Consider the following 17,328-nt stretch of genomic DNA (forward strand, 5'->3'; position numbering starts at 1 on the left):
TTGTTACTATTATCAAAGAAAAAATCAAAGATGTAAAGAGAAAGGAAGATATTTTACAGCAGAATTTAAAAAAATTGTCGAAAGTTATTGTAATTTGAAGAATTTCATTCATTTTTAGATTTTTGCACTGTTAACTTTAACTATTGTTTTCCGCTCCAATCTACAGGCTTAAAAACAACGTTCATCTTTAACAGAGCCGGGATTTTTCATACCTTGGTCTTAATAAATGTCTCAACGGATTTTGTATGTAAAAATATCAGTTAAAACTTATTTAAGAATGACAAAAGGGCACTTCAGAGTGAAGCGCCCTTTCAAATTAATATTGCATTAAAGTCAACATATCGTATCCATTCAATTTTTCGCGTCCATCAAGGTAAGTCAACTCAATCAAGAACGCAATTCCTGCTACGACTCCGCCTAGTTCTTCTACTAGTTTAATCGTTGCATCAATTGTTCCGCCTGTAGCAAGCAAATCATCTGTAATTAATACTCTTTGTCCTGGTTTGATTGCATCCCTGTGAATTGTCAATATATCACTGCCGTATTCTAGGCCGTAATTAACTTTCACAGTTTCACGAGGAAGTTTGCCTTCCTTGCGCACTGGAGCAAAGCCTACTCCAAGTGAATAGGCAACCGGGCATCCAATGATGAAACCCCGAGCTTCAGGTCCTACTACAAGATCAATTTGCCTTTCACGTGCATAAGCCACGATCTGGTCAGTTGCATATCTATATGCCTCGCCATTGTCCATTAAAGTTGTGATATCTTTAAATTTAATGCCTGGCTTTGGCCAATCGGGAACGATTGTGATGAATTGTTTCAAATCCATTGAATAATTGCCTCCTCATTTTTCACCGACTCCTGAATGAGCTGGTCAAACCAACCCTTCAATTGCTCATATGATGAATAGAGCAACTCATTTTCAAGAGTAAATGCTTGCACCTTGTGCTGATATGTTGTGGATTCAGTTAAATCCCTTTTAGGGACATCTTTTACAAGTGAAATAAACCCATTGTTTATTTTAACAAAATCTAGTTCAAAAAACACCTGTGACATGAATTCTATTGTTTCTTTTGTCCATCCGCGATGCTTTGCCAGCTCACCGCCATAACGTTTTAAGTCGAATGGGCTTTTCTTGGAAAGAAAAGCATAGAACCATTTGAAGTGCTCCCTGGTTGGCATCGTAGTAAAAAACTCGCTGTTTTCTTTATAAAAGTGGACATAGATTCTGCCTGGATTTTTGCCCGACAATAATTTTACCAGAAGGTCTTTATATGGCGGAAGGTCCAGCAATACGACATTTGATAAATCCATCTCCAGATTTTCTGCTTCTTGCTCAGAAGAAATCAACAAAAGAGAATCTCCTAAAATAGCAGAAAATTTATCCTTCAACTCAGCATTAAAAAGAACCCATTTAACATTTTCACCTAAAATCATTTCAGGAAGTTTCTCAATTCTTTTAAGTCCTCTGAAATCGAATAGCTGCCATGACGTTACAGCAGCGTCCCTAAGAAAAAGCTGGGGTTTCTTGATATTATTCCACTCATTGATGGACAACTCTCCGATTACAGACATTTTCGAGCTTGGTGAGATGTGGTCATGAAGATGTCCGAAGCCAAAACCGATGCTGTCAATCGTTTTCCCGGCATCCTCAAGGGAAAGCTTCAAATGTGACTGGTCCGATCCAATTTTCCTTAGTGTGGATATATTCGCTTCTTCAATAAGCACCTTCGGCTTTGGATTACTGACGCCATATGGTGAGAGCTGTCCAAGCTCGTTGATGGTAGCAATATTTATCTCATTGATGCCAATTTTAGCATCAATATGGGATACAGGAATGAGGTCTTCGTCTTTAAGCTGGTCCTTAGCCAGCCCATTAAGCCTCTCTCTCAGTTCATCCACATTATTAAGATCCAATGTCATCCCGGCTGCCATAGGATGGCCTCCAAAATGCGGCAGGATGTCTCTGCAAGTAGATAGATTTTTAAACAGGTCAAATCCAGCTATGCTTCTAGCTGACCCTTTTGCCTGCCCTTTTTCTTTATCAAAGCTCAGGACAATCGCAGGCCGGTAATATTTTTCTACCAGCTTTGATGCCACAATCCCTATAACACCCGCATTCCATCCCTCTTTACCGATGACAAGAACAGGGTTATCCTTTACTGGGTAATAGGTTTCGACTTCATCGATGGCTTCCCGGGCGATTTCGGCGACCAGATTCTGCCGCTCCTTGTTTAAGGAATCAATCTCTTCAGCAAGCATCATAGCTTCTTCGGAATCTGATGTCATCATTAACTGTACTGCAGGATCTGCACTGCCTAACCGTCCAGCAGCATTCACCCTTGGTCCGATTAAAAAACCAATCGTTTCTTCATCTATTGCCGATTTCTCTGTTTTGGCAAGCTTTAGTAATGCATGCAAACCAGGTGTCTGGCTTGTTTTCATTTGCGCGATACCGCTTAAGGCAATAAGTCTGTTTTCACCGAGCAATGGGACAAGATCAGCAATTGTTCCAATCGCAGCAAATTCAAGCAAATGCTCAGGCAGCCTTCCCAGCAGTGCATGGGCAACCTTTAGCGCTACTCCTACACCCGCTAAGTCCTTGAATGGGTAGACACTATCCTCAAGCTTTGGATGGATGATCGCAAAGGCATTCGGAAGTGCAGGCCCTGGTTCATGATGATCCGTTATGATGAGATCTATGCCAAGATCCTTTGCTACTTGGGCTTCATGAAGTGCGGAAATGCCCGTATCAACTGTTATGATCAGGCCTATTCCTTTTTCAGCGGCCATTTTAAAGGCCTTTTCGTTTGGGCCATAGCCTTCCGTGAAACGGTTTGGTATGTAGTAATCGGCATTAGCTCCCAATTCATTCAGGGCTTTCATCATCACCGTTGTACTGCTCACACCGTCTGCATCGTAATCACCAAATACTAAAATTGGCTCCTGTATTTCGATTGCTTTGTTTATACGTGCTACTGCCTTGTCCATATCTTTTAATAAAAACGGATCATGGAAATTGCTTTTTTGTCCAAATAAAAAATACCGGGCATCTTCCACGGTATCCAGTCCGCGATTGACAAGCAGAGAAGCAGTCAGATGGGTAATATTGAGTTCTTTTGCGAGTGACTCTGTTTTAGACTGGTCAGATTGCTTTACAATCCACCTTGATTTTGGCTTTAACATACGTTCACCTCTCAGCTTTTTTATTATACAAAAGCCTTGTCCGTGTTTCAATGACAATGAATGCTAAGAGTGGGGAACTATTTTTAAATAGGCTATGCTAACGTTATCTGCTGAATTCCAATTCAGGCACTCGCTGTCCGCTCCAATCAACAACAGCTGCAAAAATCACCATTGTCTTAAATACATCATAATAAAAAAATGACAGCTGATATAGCTGCCATTTCGTTTTTCACTCAATGAATATCCTCAATGCCATGCAATGGTTCTTCCTGAGTAATCTGATTTTCCTTGAGCTGCTGTTCTAAGGCCTGGTTTTGCTTCTTTAACGTTTTGACCTCACGCTGAAGGACAAACAACCTGAAGAGTCCGACTGACCCGACTATGATGCCTCCCATAAGCACTGAGCCTAATATAACCAGGATCAGCGGCCATTTTGCTTCCCCAAATAAATAATTTACTGCTACTGGTTCTACATTGATGACGGCAAATACGGCCACAATCAGTGCGAAGGCAATACCCAGCAGCAGTGTCCATTGAAATTTCATGCTCCTCAACCCCTTTTTTTCTATTGAATGTCAATGTTATCCTCGAAACTCCCTTCCTCGCTAAAAGGATTTATATGGACTAAGACATTTTGGACATTCATGTTTTCCATAAGCTTCTTTTTGACACATTTACCTATTCTATGCCCTTGTTCAACTGTGATATGTGGATCCACGGATATTTTCAAATCGATGATCACATAATGTCCATGTTCCCTCGCATGCAACTCATCCAATTTTTTCACATCTGGAATAGATCGAACAATCGTTTTGAATTCTTCTGTATCTTCCTCATGCATTACATGATCAAGAGTGTTATGAATCGATTCCTTGCCAAGTGTCCAGGCCATTCTTATGATGAAGATTGCTACAAGCAATCCTGTTACCGGGTCAGCATATTCAAGCCACCCAATCCCCAACTTCCCGCCAATGACCGCAGCGCTGATTCCAACCAGGGCAGCGAGCGATGAATATACATCGGACCGATGTTCATAGGCATTTACAATCAAAGCGTCACTATTCAATTGTTTACCTAGCCTGTATTTATACCTGAACATTCCCTCTTTTACGATGATTGAAACGATGACCGCTACAATTGCAATCGATTTCGGTGCCTCAATCGGCTTAAAAAAGGATTCAATTGCAGACCTGCCAATTTCCACACCTACCAGCAACAGCAGGACGGCTACAATGATAGCAGCGATCGATTCGGCCTTTCCATGTCCATATGGATGGTCCTCATCTGGCGGAGCTTTCGCTGCCTTTAGCCCAATGTAAACAGCAAGTGAGCCAGCAACATCTGAGGCAGAATGCACCGCATCGGCTACAAGGGCTGTACTGTTTGCGTAAATACCGATCACCCACTTTAAGACAGCTAATACAATATTCCCAACAACACCAACCATGGCAGCGAATTCCGCTTTTTTAAATCGCACATCTTTTTCCATTGATATATTACCTCCCAACTCCACAATTCATATGTATACCGGCAAGAAACCGATGCAATTAGTCTTTCGGCATTCCTATTATTTTACCTGAAAAATGGATGTTCTAACCAAAATGAAAAATACCACGGTTTCCCGTGGTATTTTTCAAATACATTCATTTATACTTGAGGCTCGTCTGAGTATACTTTCTTTTCTTTATAGGTATTGATTGTGCCCTTCTTCTTAAGCTCTTTATTTTTCCAAACGTACCAGAGCTGAGCTGCGATAAATATAGAAGAATAGGTACCCGCAATCAAACCGATAAGCAATGCGAATGAGAAATTCCAAATGGATTCGCTGCCGAAAATCAGTAAAGCAACTACAGTAATGACTACGGTTAAAACAGTGTTGACCGAACGTCCCAGCGTTTGGCGCAAACCTGTATTAACTACTTCTGCAATATCTTCAGGAGTCTTCAGGCGCTTCTTCTTCACCATATTCTCCCTCATCCTGTCAAAGGTAACAATCGTGTCATTAATGGAGTAACCGACAATTGTCAGGATCGCCGCGATGAATGTCAAGTCAACTTCTAATCTTATAATACTGAATACAACAATTACTAAAAATGCATCATGAAGCAATGCTACAATTGCCGCAAGGGCCATGAACATCTCGAATCGTATCGTTACATAAATGATTATGCCAATTGAGGCAATAACCAGGGCAATCATTGCATTCTTCGCCAATTCTTTACCGATTGTAGGGGAAACAGTTCCGACATTCGGCTCAGCACCGAATTCATCTTTGATGTGCGATTTAAGGGTTGAAATTTCATCCTTGCTTAATACACCTTTTAATCTTGCTACTCCTACTTCACCCTTATCGCCAGAGATGACGATATCATCTGTTTTGATATCTACCTTTGCAAGTTCCTCTTTTACTTGCTCAGCAGTGAGTTTGCTGTCTGATAGAATTTCGATTCTTGTACCGCTGGCAAAATCAATTGCAAGGTTAAGTCGGAATATCAATAATGCGATAAGTCCAAGACCCAGAATGATTCCAGTTGCCGTGAAGAATTTGTTTCTATGTTTAACAAAATCAAAACGATCGAATTTCGTACGCAAATCCAAGGAATCCAAGCCTTCGGAAATATCATGGATCTCTTCTTTCTTAACTCCGAACCACCATGGCTTATTTTTGAATAAGCCGCTGTTAACCCACAGACCAAGGAATAGGCGTGCGCCAAATACTGCTGTGATAAAGCTTGCTAGAATACTGATAATCAGCATAGTCGCGAAACCTTTTACAGAGCTTGTACCATAAGCAAATAAAACGATAGCTGCAAGAATAGTTGTCAGGTTCGCATCAAGGATCGTAGACAATGACCCTTTGCTGCCCGCCTCAAAAGCGGCCTTGATATTGCGGCCGATCTTTAATTCTTCTTTAATCCGCTCATAGGTGATAATATTGGCATCTACCGCCATACCAACCCCAAGGATCAAGGCGGCAATACCCGGAAGCGTCAATACACCATTCATCCAATCAAAGATCAACAGGATGAGGTAAATGTAAATCGACAGTGTTACTATTGCTATGAAACCTGGTAAACGGTAGTAAAGAAGCATAAAGGCAAAAATAACGATAACACCTATTATGCCCGCGAAAATCGTCTCGTTTAATGCCTGTTCACCGAATTTCGCGCCAACAGAAGTTGAATATGTTTCATCAAGCTTAACTGGAAGAGATCCAGCATTAAGCAATGATGCAAGTTGCTGGGCTTCTTCTATTGTGAAAGTTCCAGTAATTTCAACATTTTTCTGATTTAAAACACGATCAACATTGGGATTGGAAAGGAATCTTGGATTAGGCTTCATTCTTTCTGCCTTATAAGAATCTTTTCCCTCCTCAAAATCAAGCCAAATAATAAGCTGGTTTTCAGGAGCCATGCTGCGGATTTCTTTCGTGATCTCACCGAATTGGTCACCGTCTTTTAACGTAATGGAGATGCTTGGCTTATTTTGTTGGTCAAAGCTTTGCTTCGCTCCATTTTCAGCCAGGTCGCTTCCATCCATCATAACCCGGTCGTTAACATCACGGAATGTAAGGTTTGCTTCAGTGGAGAGGATTTCTCTAGCCTTATTCTGGTCTTTTACACCAGCGAGCTGAACACGAATCCTGTTATCTCCTTCAATTTGTATATTCGGTTCACTTACACCGAGAACGTTTACCCTTCGTTCTAGGGCGTTCGCTGTACTTTTTAAAGTCTCCCGGTCAACTTTGTCGCCTTTTTTCCCATTTAGGGGCGTCACTTCATAGAGAACTTCAAACCCACCCTGAAGGTCAAGTCCTAGCTTTATATTGTTCAAGATATTCTGGGTCGTTGCACCCATGGCACTTCCAATTAGCAAAACTAACAAAAAGAAGACCACGATGCGGCTGCGTTTTACCATTATGTAGAAATCCTCCTTATTTTGCGCACAAAAAATCATGCTGCCAGACAGTTAAAAACATTAAGACTACAGGAAACATATGAAGGCAACCAATTTATAGCATTTTAATTATGTATCAGATTAAAAAAACTGTCAATTAAGCTTTTTGGGATAATGAAAAACTTTTTATCGCTTTAGACAATTGATTTTATCGATCATTCATTTTGACTGCCTATTAAAAAAATTAGCTCCAGGAATTCAATACAGGAACTGGTCTTGATTTAAGGAAAAAAAGCGGAAATTAGATGGATGAAAATCAGTCTAATTATTGGGAATATTTAATAAGGACTGGTCCTTATTTAAGCAGCTGCTTCCGCTCTTCTTCATCCTCCATCGCAAAATCCCCCATCTTAAAGGCTTCTACTGTAGTGAAGTTCATCAAATCTCCAACTTTGACTGATAGAATATCAGCTACAATTTCATACAGATGAATATCTTCCTTCAATTTCTTCCATTTTTTTTTCGTGAGGTAATCCCATAAATCCTTTTCGCTTACTTTTTCATAACCGAAAATCTGGAATTCTTCCACCTTACTTTTCAAAGCTGGCTTAATTTCTTTGTAGAAACGACCATACTGATGGTTTCCGTCCATCTCTTTGCCTCCCTGTCCTAAATTCTAGTCTTTTAAATGCTTTAACCTGTCATGCTTTGTCCACTTTCCTGCATATAGTTAATTGTATATGAAATAAGCATTTTTGAGAAGGCAGGGAGCGGAATGTCGAAGTTTTTAAAAGGAACCTTTATTTTACTGATAGCCGGGCTCGTAACAAGAGTGCTTGGTTTTATAAACCGGATCGTCATCGCACGTTTTATTGGTGAAGAGGGCGTCGGCTTATATATGATGGCCTTCCCGACATTGATCCTTGTCGTGACCATTACGCAGTTGGGATTGCCAGTGGCCATTTCCAAAAATGTAGCTGAAGCTGAGGCAAGAGGAGATTATGCTAAAATCAAAAAAATCTTAGTCGTCTCTCTTGCTACCACAATTTCGTTATCTATAGTCTTTACGCCAGCCTTATTATTCCTTGCTCCCTACCTTTCAAATACTTTATTTACAGACCCGCGGACTCATTTGCCGCTCATGGCCATCGCCCCTATCGTACCCATAGTGGCTGTATCCTCTGTCCTACGCGGATATTTTCAGGGAAGACAGAATATGAGGCCTTCTGCCATCTCCCAAGTAATTGAACAGCTTGTCCGCATTACCCTGATCGCTGTATTGACGAAAACATTCATGCCTTATGGAATTGAATATGCTGCAGCGGCAGCTATGGTGGCATCAGTGCTTGGAGAACTTGCTTCACTGCTGTATTTAATGACGACCTTCAAACTGAGAAAGAAATTCCGGCTTAGGAAAAATTTCTTTCAATATGTACATTCAGGGAAATCGACTTTCAATGAATTGATGAGTATTGCATTGCCGACAACGGGATCAAGGATGATAGGATCCGTTTCCTGGTTCTTTGAGCCAATCGTTGTCGCCCATAGCCTTGCAATCGCAGGAGTGGCAGCCGTTGCAGCAACTAAACAATACGGTGCCCTTACCGGGTTTGCAATGCCATTGCTTTTGCTGCCATCATTTATTACCTATTCCCTTTCAACTTCTCTTGTTCCCGCGATAAGCGAGGCGAATTCTAAGAAAAATGGAAAAGTCATTGAACATCTTTTACAGCAATCGTTACGCTTTTCTCTGCTGACTGGCGGATTGTCAGTGGTTGTGCTGTATGTATTGGCTGAGCCTTTAATGACCCTAATGTATGGTACATCGAATGGATCCCAATTCATAAAGCTGATGGCTCCATTTTTTCTATTTTATTATTTTCAGGGACCTCTGCAGGCAGCACTGCAGGCATTAGATTTGGCACGTGCTGCCATGATTAACAGTCTAATCGGGAATGCAGCCAAGACAGCTGTCATATTCTTACTAGCAAGCCAGCCTGCATTCGGGATTAACGGGGCAGCTTTAGGAATGGTAATGGGAATTGTATTGATTACCCTCCTTCATTTCGCTACTATGCTGAAGGCTGTTTCCTTTACCTTTTATGTAATGGATTATGTAAAAACATTTGCTGTTATAGCCCTGTCAGGATTGGCAGGTTTCCTGCTTTGGGATGTTTATGGAGAAGGCACTTCACTCGCCGTGAGAATACTCATAACAGCTGCTGCCATTTCCGTAATCTATGTTTCACTGGCAGTGGCGTTAGGTCTAATTAAAAAGCATGAGCTTCGCAGAGTTCTCTCAGTATTCACTTCTCTCTTAAAAAAACCATTATTTAAATAGGTGCTTACCTAATTTATACGTCTTTTTGTCCAAGTATTAAATATTACGCAATCGCCAAATTCAAAAAACGTGGTTGGTGCTCCACGTTTTTTGAAATGGCAATGATATCAGATATTATTCTTTTAAATTTTTTAAAAATGGATTATTGATCAATTAAATCAACAAAAAACTTCCCATTTTGAAAGCTGCAAAAAGATATCTTCCCCGGATCCTCATGTCCTTTTTTCTTCAGCTCTTCTAAGAGCCATTCCTTTTTCTTGTCGATTAATTTCAGATTATCTTCCTGAACCTCACCGTCAATAATTAGCGGCAGTGCAAGACTGCCATTATCCTGCTGGCCTCCTGATTGGCTTCCCTGATTTTTTTGAAAAATGGACAGCTTTCCTGATGGCTCCAAAATAGCAAATTCAACGTCTGCAATATTTCCAACGTCTTTTTCTCTTAATTGAAGCAGCAAATCATCAAAGTTGTACCTCTGTGCTTTCATTGCATGTTCATCAATTTTTCCGTGATTGATAATCACCGTCGGCTTACCGTCCACTATATCCCTGAACATCTTGCTTTTAAGAGAAAACAGTGCCAAAGTAATTTGAATTATGACCAAAATAATGATTGGAAGCAAAGTATTGATTATAGGATCTTCTGTGTTTTCGATTGCGAGTGATGCCATTTCTGCAATCATGATATACACAACAAAATCCAAAATGCTCAATTCTCCGATTTCCCTTTTGCCCATCAATCTGAATATCACGAGGATCAGCAAGTAAAGGAGCAAGGTCCTAAAAAGAATGATCATATATTCTTCCACTTTTCTCCCACCCTTCACAATGCATTCCTCTATAGTGTTATACCTGGATTTAAAAAAATACTACAATTTTTCTGGAAGCAATGATATTTGCCTGCTCTTCCCCTCCCTGATATATCAAGCGCCGAGAAGGCTTTCCGGCCCGCCCGCGGTAATCGAGTACCTTGCCCGAAAGTCAACCAATGTTAGCAAAGCTAAATAAAAAACTAATTCTATTTTTACATTTTCCTGAATATGCTTGTACTAGGCAATTCCCTGTTTCAGGGAATCAGATTAGAGAGGAGAGGGGTTAATGGAATCCAGGAGTTTAGGAAAGTCCGTCCTATACGGTGTGATGGCAATATTCTTATTGGCAGTCGTAAGCAGTTTTATATTTTCTCTTCTTTTAAAATTCACTTCAGTCCAGGAGTCTTCGCTTCAATACGTAATGACATCCATCTCTTTTTTATCCATTTTTATTGGCGGTTTTATTACCGGAGGGAATGGCAAGCAAAAGGGGTGGCTGATTGGAGGATCAACAGGTCTTGTTTATTCCCTTATCATCTTTTTGTTTCAATTTTTGGGATATGACAGCTTATTCACCTTTGAGCAGCTCATCTATCATACATGCTATATTTTAACGGCGATGATGGGTGGTATTTTAGGAGTCAACATAGCAGGCGGAAAAGGCGCATAAAAAAGAAGCGGATCGAAATCCGCTTCTTTTTTCATTACTTTGAAAGCATGTCGCCCGAAGATGCTGTTACATCACGGATGGCAGCGCGATCATATGTAAGACGGCTTCCGTCTCCACACTTTATGACAACAGTACCTTCATCAAGTGCATCGACAAATCCATGTAAACCGCCGATTGTAACAACCTTATCACCCTTTTTCAGGTCGCCTTGCATTTGCTGAACCGCTTTTTGCCTTTTCTGTTGAGGACGAATCAGTAAAAAGTAGAACAATGCAAACATCAGCAGCAGTGGGAATACTGTACCTATTAAACCTTCCATTCTTTTCCCCTCCTTTCACTATTACAAGCCAGGTTATTAGAAATTTTTAGCATTCGGCTTATTAAATCCATATTGCTCAAAGAACTCTTCTCTAAAGTCGCCGAGACGGTCTTCGCGGATCGCCTGTCTGACCTGCTCCATTAAGTTTATCAGAAAATAGAGATTATGGTAAGAAGTTAATCGAATTCCAAAGGTTTCATCTGTTTTAATTAAATGGCGAATGTATGCCCTGCTGTAATTCCGGCAAGTGTAACAATCACAATTAGGATCCAACGGTCCAAAATCACGTGCAAACTTGGCGTTCTTCACGACTAGTCGTCCCTCGCTCGTCATCAATGTACCATTTCGGGCAATCCTTGTCGGCAGAACACAGTCAAACATATCGATGCCACGAATCGCACCATCAATCAATGAGTCAGGTGAACCTACCCCCATCAAATAACGGGGTTTATCTGTTGGCAGCCATGGTGTTGTAAAGTCAAGCACCCTGTTCATGACATCCTTTGGTTCTCCAACCGACAATCCGCCGACTGCATAGCCAGGGAAGTCCATGGACACAAGATCCTTGGCGCTCTGTTTCCTCAATTCCTCATATTCTCCACCCTGGACAATCCCGAAAAGTCCCTGGTCCTGTGGGCGCTTATGAGCTGTAAGGCAGCGTTCGGCCCAGCGAGAAGTTCTTTCAACTGACTTTTTCATATAGTCATATTCAGCAGGATAAGGAGGGCATTCATCGAATGCCATCATGATATCCGAACCTAATGCATTTTGGATTTCCATCGCTTTCTCAGGAGAAAGGAACAGCTTGTCTCCGTTAAGATGGTTGCGGAAATGGACGCCTTCCTCTTCAATTTTCCTGAACTCACTTAAAGAAAATACCTGGAAACCGCCTGAATCTGTAAGGATCGCACGGTCCCAGTTCATGAATTTATGCAGGCCGCCAGCCTCTTGTACGATCTCGTGTCCTGGTCTCAGCCAGAGGTGATAGGTATTGCTCAGAATGATTCCTGCTCCCATTTCCACTAATTCCTCAGGGGCCATCGTCTTGACGGTTGCCAGTGTACCCACAGGCATGAACACAGGCGTTTCAAATGTGCCGTGTGGTGTATGTACGCGCCCAAGCCTTGCCCCCGTTTGCTTACATGTTTTGATTAATTCGTATCGGATTGCTGACAATTGATATAAGCTCCTTCCATTGGTTAAACCAAAGCTGTTAAAATTTCTATTTTATCTCATTGAAATGTTGTTGCACATTAGGACTTTAAAAAAACTCAAGAAGCGAGTTTATAAAATCAGCATCGCATCACCAAAGCTAAAGAAACGATACCTTTCTTCCACTGCCTTAATATACGCATTGAGGACATGATCACGTCCTGCTAAAGCACTGACCAGCATAATAAGTGTTGATTTAGGCAGATGGAAATTTGTAATCATCCCATCGATTGCCTTAAATTCATATCCTGGATATATAAATATATTCGTCCAGCCACTTTCAGATATAAACTTACCGTCGTTTGCTGTGGCAATCGTTTCGAGTGTTCTGGTAGACGTTGTCCCAACTGTGATGATCCTGCCTCCGTTTTCCCGGACTGTATTCAAAAGCAAGGCTGTTCCTTCAGTAACCTGATAGAACTCGGAATGCATATCATGTTCTTCAATAGAATCAACACTTACAGGCCTGAATGTGCCAAGGCCTACATGGAGAGTGATAAAAGCAATATGGACTCCCATTTCCTTAAGCTCTTCCAGCAGTTCCTCTGTAAAATGCAAGCCCGCCGTCGGAGCAGCTGCAGAACCCCGTTCTCTTGCATAAACAGTTTGGTAACGGTCCTTATCTTCCAGCTGCTCTTTAATATAAGGGGGCAGCGGCATTTCACCAAGCTCCTCGAGAACCTCATAGAAAATCCCTTCATAAGAGAACTTCAGTTTCCTGCCCCCATGGTCAGCCTCACCAGTACAAACAGCTGTTAAAATCCCATCGCCAAAAACAATTTTTGTTCCTTCCTTCACACGCTTCGCTGGCTTAATAAGCGTTTCCCACTCATCACCTTCAACTTGTTTTAAAAGAAGGACTTCAATTTTGGCACCTGTATCTTCCTTCAATCCGAACAGCCTTGCAGGAAGTACTTTTGTATCATTCAAAACAAGGCAATCGCCAGGCTGGAGATATTCTTTTATATTTTTAAATTTATCGTGTTCAATATTGCCGGATTCTTTATCAAGAACCATTAGTCTGCTTTCAGTACGCTGTTCCAGCGGAGTCTGAGCAATCAGTTCTTCCGGCAGATGAAAATCAAACAAATCTACTTTCATGATGTCACCCTTACTATTTTTTCTAGTGTCTATGTTAACGTACCTGTTGGTGTCCGCCCCTGACGCTCACTTTCCGCGAGGGCCGATGACTGTCTACGCAGTCTATCAAATAAAAGTTTCAGCGGAATTTACCGATAAAGTAAAAAATCGCAGATAATACTACGCTTAATATGATGGACGTAACAAATGGGAAATAAAATGTTGCATTGCCCTTTTTAATTATTACATCACCTGGCAGTCTGCCAAAGTTAATAAATTGCATGATAAATCCGATTACAAAGATTACTGCTCCCGCAATCATCACGAACTTTGCTGCACCTGTCAACGCTCAGGCACCTCCATTTGGAAATGTCGGTACACAGCCTCCGTTACAATTCTTCCCCTTGGAGTACGCTGTAGAAATCCAATCTGCAGAAGATATGGTTCATACACATCTTCAATGGTCTGCGACTCTTCTCCGATGGTGGCGGCGATGGTCTCTAACCCAACTGGGCCGCCGCGGTATTTTTCAATGATTCCTATTAGTAATTTATGGTCAATATGGTCGAGGCCTAAACGGTCTACCTGCATGAGTTCCATTGCTTCTTTAGCCAAAGATTCCTCTACCGCTCCATTGCCGCGGACCTGGGCAAAGTCTCGAACGCGCTTTAACAGGCGGTTCGCAATTCTCGGTGTTCCTCTCGACCTTCTAGCAAGCTCTTGGGCCGCAAGCCAATCAATTTCTGTTTCAAGCAGTTCCGCTGTCCTGACAACAATATCAGTAAGCTGGCTTTCATTATAGTATTCCAATCGGCTTAAGACTCCAAACCTGTCTCTTAAAGGAGCAGATAATGAACCAGCACGCGTAGTCGCCCCAACAAGCGTAAATGGCGGAAGGTCCAATCGAACAGAACGAGCACTCGGTCCCTTTCCAATCACAATATCCAGACAAAAATCTTCCATTGCTGGATAGAGCACTTCCTCAATGGTTCTAGGAAGCCGGTGGATTTCGTCTATAAATAATACATCACCCGGCTCAAGCGCAGTCAAAATCGCCGCGAGATCCCCTGGCCTTTCAATTGCAGGACCGGAAGTTGTCCTAAGGTTGACTCCCATCTCATTGGCGATGATGGCTGCAAGTGTCGTTTTTCCCAATCCAGGAGGACCATAAAGCAAAACATGATCCAGTGTTTCACGCCTCATTCTCGCAGCCTCGATAAATACTTCGAGATTGGCCTTCACCTTATCCTGCCCGATGTACTGCCTTAGTGTCTGAGGCCGCAGGCTCTGCTCAAATGAAAGATCCTGATCGCCGGCTTCACTGGAGATAATGCGTTCTTCCATCTGTTTATCACCCTTTTATCAATCTTGGTTTTATCTTAAAAGCTTCTGCAGTGCCTTCTTAATATATTGATCTGTCGATAACTTTTCTTTTCTCAAATCAGGTGCGACCTTACGAATTTCCTTCTCGGAATAGCCCAGAGCCTTAAGCGCAAGGACTGCCTCATCAAACTCAGTCGACAGACTTTCAGCCGATGCAACTTCGTCAGCATTAAATAAGTTCGGGAAAAAGTCCGGAACCAAGTCATGCAGCTTTCCTTTTAAATCTAAGATCATCTGGCGCGCGGTTTTCTTTCCGACACCTGGGAATTTCACAAGGAAAGCTTCATCTTCGTTTTCGATTGCCTGTACAACCTGTTCAGGCTCTCCTGAAGCAAGTATAGCGAGTGCCCCTTTCGGACCAATTCCTGACACATTCAAAAGTCGTGTGAAGAGGGCTTTTTCCTCCCTGCTCTTAAAACCATAGAGAGCAATGAGATCTTCCCTGACATAATGATATGTATAAATACGAATTTCTTTTCCAGTTTCTTTTGCAAATACAAACGGGTTAGGTGTCATAATTTGATACCCAATCCCATTATTTTCAACTACTATATATTCAGGCCCGACAAAGTCGACGCTGCCTTTAATAAACTCGAACAATATTCTCGCCCCTCTGCTTTGCTGTAACTCATTTTACCATACAATTTTTAATGAGTTGTACAAAAATATGCTAAAAGGCGAACGTATGATTTATTTTTTATTTTTATACCAGCACACAGCAACAGGGATTTTTTCTGATTACATAATGAAAGGGCCGGTTCATCCCGGCCCTTCATTGCTTTTCCAGCAAAGTATATGGTTTAAATGTCTCGAGGACTTCTTCGTAGCATTGTTTATTCTTGATTGGAATTCCTTTCTTCAATTGATCCCTCTTAAAGCTTTCAAGCCTCCCAAGGTCAATTTGAAAGAATGATTGGATGATATTTGATCCATCGGGCCTGCCATTAAAAATAGTTAAGACCCCCTCTTCAGACAAGCCAAAATAACCATTCGCCTTTAATAGAGGGGAGATGTCATCAATGTCCTGTCTGAAAACAGCTTTGTTTTTTTCCATATCAATAAGCTGCCAATCATCATATTTTGCCCAAAAATCTTCCATGGACCAAATTGTTTCCATGACTCCTTCCTCACTCATTTCTCCATCTAAATAAACTCTTTGCAAAATGATTTTGACCTTAAGAGGTTCATTGATTTGCTGGTCCTTAGCTTCAGGCTTCTCAGCATGAGCAGGTTCTGTGTGGAGTACTAAACCGTAGCCAGATAGACTGATTAGCAGCAGTGCAGCGATACTGAATGCATTGAACTTATACCTTGAACCCATTGCTGTCCACCTCACTTTAATTATTAATGGTTTTTGAATGAGAAGAATCAAAGAATGAAGACTTGTTCACAAATAGTTTAGCCAAAAAATGTTTGTTTATCCTTTTAAGAATTTTGTCTTTTTTATGGCTGTTTTTTCACACAAGCGAAGAAGGCAAAGCAAATGCTCTGCCTTCACGGTGTTATCTCTGATTCAAGTTGATGCTTTCTCGCGGATTACCGTTCTTTCTCTCGTAGTCAATGTTTCTTGTCCGGCTGAATGTTCCTTCATCCATGGTGATTCTAAGTTTTCTGCCTTCGAGATAAGGCTTAACAGCATTTCGGATTTCCTGTTTCGTCTGCTTTTCCTTAGACTTGTCTTTATAAGACACGGCAATTTCTACTTCTTTGCCAAACATAACAGACCTTACTTTATCAACATTGTCTACAGCAGCTGCTGCTTCGCCAACCTTTCGGGCCATTTTGTTATCCTGTTTGCTATTTCTGTAAACCTTCGCTTTGCCGCTTCCTCTTTTATCATCCAAATGCCCGTGATAATTCGTATCACCGCGGCTAAAACGGTTATCCTTTTGAAAAAAGTTATGATCGTGGTCTGAAAGCGGGACAGTCGGGTTAGGCGGGTTGCCATTTTCATCCCTTGACTGGATCCTCATTCGCTTTTGCTCTTGAGCGACACGGCCCTCTTTGCCAAAGTTGTGGTCAAAGATTTCAGTCACGGGACCTTCCCGATCATCCATTACATCGACTTCATTACCTTTTTCATTTGAATAATAGCCTATTGGCTGAGCTGGATTGGCATTTCGGTCCTGGGCAGCATTTTCATCACTGGCATTACAGGCACTCATGCCAAACACCATCAGGGAAGCTAACGGAAGCATTAGTATCCTCTTATCCAAACGAATAACCCCCATTCTGGCTAATCTGAGCATTTAAATGCTCATTATTAGAGTGTGGATAGGCTGTGTGTTTCATTCTGTCAGATAAGACCAATAGGATATGAAGAAAAGCGCAAGCGCCTTTAAAATGGAACGGCGACAAGCGATGGCCGACTAAAACCGCCACGTCCTGTGGCAACGTCGGCACTAGGACGTCCTGTCCGTCGAAGGGCC

General features: G+C 41.7%; 17 protein-coding genes. 2 read left to right on the forward strand and 15 right to left on the reverse strand.

Annotated elements, in window-relative coordinates:
• Positions 1 to 316: 316 nt before the first annotated feature.
• From V7201_RS08175 to V7201_RS08200, 6 genes are all read right to left on the reverse strand, one after another.
• Positions 317 to 829 (reverse strand): adenine phosphoribosyltransferase, encoded by a 513-nt coding sequence (locus tag V7201_RS08175; RefSeq protein WP_335376282.1) that lies wholly within the window; start codon positions 827 to 829, stop codon positions 317 to 319.
• Positions 820 to 3,186 (reverse strand): single-stranded-DNA-specific exonuclease RecJ, encoded by a 2,367-nt coding sequence (gene recJ, locus V7201_RS08180; protein ID WP_335376283.1) that lies wholly within the window; start codon positions 3,184 to 3,186, stop codon positions 820 to 822. Before recJ ends, V7201_RS08175 begins: the two co-directional genes overlap by 10 nt.
• Before the next feature lie 233 nt (positions 3,187 to 3,419).
• On the reverse strand, positions 3,420 to 3,731 hold the full coding sequence (locus tag V7201_RS08185) for a LapA family protein (protein ID WP_335376284.1): 312 nt from the start codon (positions 3,729 to 3,731) through the stop codon (positions 3,420 to 3,422).
• Positions 3,732 to 3,751: 20 nt separating this feature from the next.
• Positions 3,752 to 4,675: a cation diffusion facilitator family transporter gene (locus V7201_RS08190; RefSeq protein WP_335376285.1), complete on the reverse strand. Its 924-nt coding sequence runs from the start codon at positions 4,673 to 4,675 to the stop codon at positions 3,752 to 3,754.
• Positions 4,676 to 4,833: 158 nt separating this feature from the next.
• Positions 4,834 to 7,104, reverse strand: a complete 2,271-nt coding sequence (secDF, locus tag V7201_RS08195; protein ID WP_335376286.1) for a protein translocase subunit SecDF — start codon at positions 7,102 to 7,104, stop codon at positions 4,834 to 4,836.
• 334 nt (positions 7,105 to 7,438) lie between these two features.
• A complete protein-coding gene (locus V7201_RS08200) occupies positions 7,439 to 7,735 on the reverse strand; it encodes a post-transcriptional regulator (RefSeq protein ID WP_335376287.1) in 297 nt (98 codons plus the stop codon).
• Positions 7,736 to 7,858: 123 nt separating this feature from the next.
• On the opposite strand from V7201_RS08200, the gene spoVB reads away from it, so the two are divergent.
• Positions 7,859 to 9,424, forward strand: a complete 1,566-nt coding sequence (gene spoVB, locus V7201_RS08205) for a stage V sporulation protein B (protein ID WP_335376288.1) — start codon at positions 7,859 to 7,861, stop codon at positions 9,422 to 9,424.
• A 142-nt stretch (positions 9,425 to 9,566) separates the two neighbouring features.
• On the opposite strand, the gene V7201_RS08210 is transcribed toward spoVB, so the two are convergent.
• A complete protein-coding gene (locus V7201_RS08210) occupies positions 9,567 to 10,232 on the reverse strand; it encodes a DUF421 domain-containing protein (protein WP_335376289.1) in 666 nt (221 codons plus the stop codon).
• Between the two features lie 289 nt (positions 10,233 to 10,521).
• Between V7201_RS08210 and V7201_RS08215 the strand changes: the two genes are divergently transcribed.
• Positions 10,522 to 10,905 carry a TIGR04086 family membrane protein gene (locus V7201_RS08215; RefSeq protein ID WP_335376290.1) on the forward strand — a complete coding sequence of 128 codons (384 nt, stop codon included), beginning with the start codon at positions 10,522 to 10,524 and terminating at the stop codon, positions 10,903 to 10,905.
• Between the two features lie 34 nt (positions 10,906 to 10,939).
• Here V7201_RS08215 and yajC read toward each other — a convergent pair whose 3' ends face one another.
• The 8 genes from yajC to V7201_RS08255 all read right to left on the reverse strand — a co-directional run bounded on the left by yajC (position 10,940) and on the right by V7201_RS08255 (position 17,115).
• A complete protein-coding gene (gene yajC, locus V7201_RS08220; RefSeq protein WP_335376291.1) occupies positions 10,940 to 11,224 on the reverse strand; it encodes a preprotein translocase subunit YajC in 285 nt (94 codons plus the stop codon).
• Positions 11,225 to 11,260: 36 nt separating this feature from the next.
• Positions 11,261 to 12,400 (reverse strand): tRNA guanosine(34) transglycosylase Tgt, encoded by a 1,140-nt coding sequence (gene tgt / locus V7201_RS08225; protein WP_335376292.1) that lies wholly within the window; start codon positions 12,398 to 12,400, stop codon positions 11,261 to 11,263.
• 108 nt (positions 12,401 to 12,508) lie between these two features.
• Complete coding sequence (gene queA, locus V7201_RS08230; protein WP_335376293.1) at positions 12,509 to 13,537, reverse strand: tRNA preQ1(34) S-adenosylmethionine ribosyltransferase-isomerase QueA; 1,029 nt, start codon at positions 13,535 to 13,537, stop codon at positions 12,509 to 12,511.
• Positions 13,538 to 13,655: 118 nt separating this feature from the next.
• A complete protein-coding gene (locus V7201_RS08235) occupies positions 13,656 to 13,838 on the reverse strand; it encodes a DUF2905 domain-containing protein (protein ID WP_438825038.1) in 183 nt (60 codons plus the stop codon).
• A gap of 20 nt (positions 13,839 to 13,858) precedes the next feature.
• A complete protein-coding gene (gene ruvB, locus V7201_RS08240) occupies positions 13,859 to 14,860 on the reverse strand; it encodes a Holliday junction branch migration DNA helicase RuvB (protein ID WP_335376295.1) in 1,002 nt (333 codons plus the stop codon).
• A gap of 30 nt (positions 14,861 to 14,890) precedes the next feature.
• The gene (gene ruvA / locus V7201_RS08245) at positions 14,891 to 15,499 is read right to left on the reverse strand and encodes a Holliday junction branch migration protein RuvA (RefSeq protein WP_335376296.1); all 609 of its coding nucleotides are present in this window, start codon (positions 15,497 to 15,499) and stop codon (positions 14,891 to 14,893) included.
• Positions 15,500 to 15,671: 172 nt separating this feature from the next.
• On the reverse strand, positions 15,672 to 16,220 hold the full coding sequence (locus V7201_RS08250; RefSeq protein WP_335376297.1) for an intercompartmental signaling factor BofC: 549 nt from the start codon (positions 16,218 to 16,220) through the stop codon (positions 15,672 to 15,674).
• A 181-nt stretch (positions 16,221 to 16,401) separates the two neighbouring features.
• Positions 16,402 to 17,115: a YhcN/YlaJ family sporulation lipoprotein gene (locus V7201_RS08255; protein ID WP_335376298.1), complete on the reverse strand. Its 714-nt coding sequence runs from the start codon at positions 17,113 to 17,115 to the stop codon at positions 16,402 to 16,404.
• Positions 17,116 to 17,328: the final 213 nt, after the last annotated feature.

The organism is Bacillus sp. JJ1122 (assembly GCF_036964885.1).
Classification (GTDB): Bacteria; Bacillota; Bacilli; order Bacillales; family Cytobacillaceae; genus Mesobacillus.

What these genes read in the sequence shown, in the direction of transcription:
- V7201_RS08185 (WP_335376284.1), bottom strand. Translation starts at nt 3,731, where the DNA reads ATGAAATTTCAATGGACACTGCTGCTGGGTATTGCCTTCGCACTGATT.
- V7201_RS08250 (WP_335376297.1), bottom strand. Translation starts at nt 16,220, where the DNA reads ATGGGTTCAAGGTATAAGTTCAATGCATTCAGTATCGCTGCACTGCTG.
- V7201_RS08190 (WP_335376285.1), bottom strand. Translation starts at nt 4,675, where the DNA reads ATGGAAAAAGATGTGCGATTTAAAAAAGCGGAATTCGCTGCCATGGTT.
- queA (WP_335376293.1), bottom strand. Translation starts at nt 13,537, where the DNA reads ATGAAAGTAGATTTGTTTGATTTTCATCTGCCGGAAGAACTGATTGCT.
- V7201_RS08200 (WP_335376287.1), bottom strand. Translation starts at nt 7,735, where the DNA reads ATGGACGGAAACCATCAGTATGGTCGTTTCTACAAAGAAATTAAGCCA.
- V7201_RS08235 (WP_438825038.1), bottom strand. Translation starts at nt 13,838, where the DNA reads ATGATTGCGGGAGCAGTAATCTTTGTAATCGGATTTATCATGCAATTT.
- spoVB (WP_335376288.1), top strand. Translation starts at nt 7,859, where the DNA reads ATGTCGAAGTTTTTAAAAGGAACCTTTATTTTACTGATAGCCGGGCTC.
- recJ (WP_335376283.1), bottom strand. Translation starts at nt 3,186, where the DNA reads ATGTTAAAGCCAAAATCAAGGTGGATTGTAAAGCAATCTGACCAGTCT.
- ruvB (WP_335376295.1), bottom strand. Translation starts at nt 14,860, where the DNA reads ATGGAAGAACGCATTATCTCCAGTGAAGCCGGCGATCAGGATCTTTCA.
- secDF (WP_335376286.1), bottom strand. Translation starts at nt 7,104, where the DNA reads ATGGTAAAACGCAGCCGCATCGTGGTCTTCTTTTTGTTAGTTTTGCTA.
- V7201_RS08215 (WP_335376290.1), top strand. Translation starts at nt 10,522, where the DNA reads ATGGAATCCAGGAGTTTAGGAAAGTCCGTCCTATACGGTGTGATGGCA.
- yajC (WP_335376291.1), bottom strand. Translation starts at nt 11,224, where the DNA reads ATGGAAGGTTTAATAGGTACAGTATTCCCACTGCTGCTGATGTTTGCA.
- V7201_RS08175 (WP_335376282.1), bottom strand. Translation starts at nt 829, where the DNA reads ATGGATTTGAAACAATTCATCACAATCGTTCCCGATTGGCCAAAGCCA.